This window comes from Planctomycetota bacterium (genome assembly GCA_026387035.1).
Taxonomy (GTDB): Bacteria; Planctomycetota; Phycisphaerae; order FEN-1346; family FEN-1346; genus JAPLMM01.
This window is the reverse complement of sequence record JAPLMM010000046.1, coordinates 1-2,753: the sequence shown is the minus strand read 5'-3', so window position 1 is coordinate 2,753 and position 2,753 is coordinate 1. Positions and strand designations below refer to the sequence as shown.

At 65.9% G+C, this 2,753-nt stretch carries 2 protein-coding genes; both read right to left on the bottom strand.

The genetic code is table 11. The features are described 5' to 3' along the window. Positions 1-13: 13 nt before the first annotated feature. Positions 14-1,477 (bottom strand): NADPH-dependent glutamate synthase, encoded by a 1,464-nt coding sequence (gene gltA / locus NTX40_01390; GenBank protein ID MCX5647743.1) that lies wholly within the window; start codon positions 1,475-1,477, stop codon positions 14-16. Further along, entirely contained in the window at positions 1,470-2,333 is an 864-nt protein-coding gene (locus NTX40_01385) for a sulfide/dihydroorotate dehydrogenase-like FAD/NAD-binding protein (GenBank protein ID MCX5647742.1), read from the bottom strand. The genes gltA and NTX40_01385 overlap by 8 nt, the downstream gene beginning before the upstream one ends. Between the last annotated feature and the right edge of the window lie 420 nt (positions 2,334-2,753).

The following is a 2,753-nucleotide window of genomic DNA, read 5'->3' as shown; positions in this document are numbered from 1 at the left end:
GGCAAGGCGGCGATCACGCCTTCTCGCCGTCACCGGGGACGGCGCATGTTTCGACCTTCCACTTCCGCGGCTCGGGCGAGTGCAGATAGGCATCGATGTCGCGAGCGGCGGCCTGGCCGGCGCCCATCGCGCTGATGACGGTGGCGGCCCCGGTGACGATGTCGCCGCCGGCCCAGACTCTATTCTTGGTGGTCCTGCCGGTCTTTTCGTCTGCGACGATCGTGCCCCCCCGGCTCGTCTTCATGTCGGGCGTCGTCGAAGGCACGATGGGGTTCGGCCGGTTGCCGATCGCCACGATGACCGTGTCCACGTCCATCGTGAATTCGCTCCCCGGGACGGGGATGGGCCGGCGCCGGCCGGAGGAGTCGGGCTCGCCGAGTGTCATCCGCAGGCACTCGATGGCGCGGACCCAGCCGCGCTCGTCGCCCAGGATGCGCGTCGGGTTCGCCAGGATTTCCAGCCGGACGCCTTCCTCTTCGGCATGGTGGATTTCGGCGGCGCGGGCGGGCATCTCGGTCCGGCTTCGGCGGTAAAGGACCGTCACCTCGTCGGCCCCGAGGCGAAGGGCGCTGCGCGCCGAGTCCATGGCGACGTTGCCGCCGCCGATGACGGCGACGCGCCTGGACTCCAGGATGGGCGTGTCGGCATGCTCGCGGTCGTAGGCCCGCATGAGGTTGGTGCGCGTGAGGTACTCGTTCGCGCTATAGACGCCGAGCAGTTCCTCGCCCGGAACGCCCAGGAACATGGGGGCACCTGCCCCCACGCCGATGAAGACCGCGTCGTACTCCTCCAGGAGTTCCTCGACGGTATCAATTTTGCCGATGACGGCGTTCGTGACAAGTTTCATGCCACGCGCCCCAAGCCGCTCGACTTCTTCCCGGACGATGGATTTCGGGAGCCGGAACTCGGGGATCCCGTACACCAGGACGCCGCCCGGCTTGTGGAAGGCCTCGAAGACGGTGGCCTGGTGTCCGCGGCCGACGAGTTCGCCGGCGCACGTCAGGCCGGCGGGGCCGGACCCCACGATGGCCACCTTGAACCCTGACGGTCTGGGAAGAGGCGGAAGCGGATTGACGCCCTGCTCGCGTTTCCAGTCGGCCGCAAAACGCTCCAGGTTCCCGATCGCTATCGGGTCGCCCTTCTTGCCGAGCACGCAGGTGAGTTCGCACTGGGTCTCTTGGGGACAGACGCGGCCGCAGATGGCCGGCAGGGCGTTCATGAGGAGGATGTGGTCGGCGGCCTCCTCGAACTTGCCCTCGGCAATGAGACGAACGAACCCGGGAATGTCGATGCCGACCGGGCATCCTTTGATGCACTCGGGCGTCTTGCAGAAAAGGCATCGGCGGGCTTCGTGCCGGGCCTCGTGGGCCGTGTAGCCGTAGGGGACCTCGTTCCAATCGTCGCGGCGGTCCTCCGCCGGGCGCTCGGCCATCGGCACGCGCTTAAATCGGTCTTTCGGAGGTGAACTGTCAACCATTCGCTTCGCAACCTCGCTTGCCCCGCGTGTCCAGGCCGATCTTGCATACCTCGTGGTCGCGGCGTTCGCGGTCGCGGTAGGTCGTCAGCCGTTTGGCCAGCGTGTCAAAGTCTACGCGGTGCCCGTCGAACTCCGGGCCGTCCACGCAGGCGAACTTCACGTGGCCGTCCACGATGACGCGGCACCCGCCGCACATCCCCGTCCCGTCCACCATGATGGGATTGAGGCTGACGACCGTCGGAATCCCCGCCCCGCGCGCGAGGTCGCACACGGCCTTCATCATCGGGACGGGCCCGATGGCCCAGGCCCGGTCGAAGCGTTCTCCGGCACCGAGCAAGTCCTTCAGGGCGTCCGTGACAAATCCCTTACGCCCGTGGGAGCCGTCGTCCGTCGTCACAACGACGGCGTCGCTGATGGCCCGGAATTCGTTCTCGAGAATAACCAGGTTTTTCGAGCGACCGCCCAGGATGGTGGTCACGGTGTTCCCTGCGGCCTTGAGGGCCTTCGCAATCGGGTACAGGGGCGCCGCCCCGATCCCGCCGCCGATGCAGAGCACGCGCCCGAATCGCTCGATCTCCGTCGGGACCCCGAGCGGGCCGACGACGTCGAGGATCTCGTCCCCCGGCTCCATGCGGGCCAGAAGCGTTGTCGACTTGCCGACGACCTGGAAAATAAGCGTGATGCTTCCCGCCTCCGGGTCCGCGTCGGCGATCGTCAAGGGGATTCGTTCCCCGTCCTCCGACGCGCGGACGATGACGAACTGGCCCGGCCTGGCCTTGCGCGCCAGTTTCGGGTAGGCCAACTCCATGCGAAAAACGTCCGGCCCAAGTCGTCGCTTTTCGAGCACCTCGTTCACGAATCCCTCAGCGCAAAAGAGTTCCGGATTTTAGGCCATCGGGGGCTCCCCGTCAACAATGAGCGGCCTTACTTCGGCCGCTCGCGGTTGGCCGGAACCTCTTTTTCGGTCCGCCTGAAATCCCTGTGCCTACCTGGTCGGACCCGACCGGCTTTGTTTGCAAGCCCAGATGCGGCAACGGGTTGCCGACGAAGGGCCAATTTTCCTACACAAATGCGGAAATTCTGCTTGACATTTCCCCACCAACGGTGTATGCAAGGGGGACTTTCGTGCCGTGCCGTAAGGCAGCGCACGGCTGTGTCAGACTTGGGGGCGCAGACCAGAACAAGGAGAACGAACATGTCGGAGCAGTTTGTGGAACACATTATGGAGGTGGTGACCGCCCGGAACCCCGGCGAGGAAGAGTTCCATCAGGCGGTG

What these genes read in the sequence shown, in the direction of transcription:
- gltA (MCX5647743.1), bottom strand. Translation starts at nt 1,477, where the DNA reads ATGGTTGACAGTTCACCTCCGAAAGACCGATTTAAGCGCGTGCCGATG.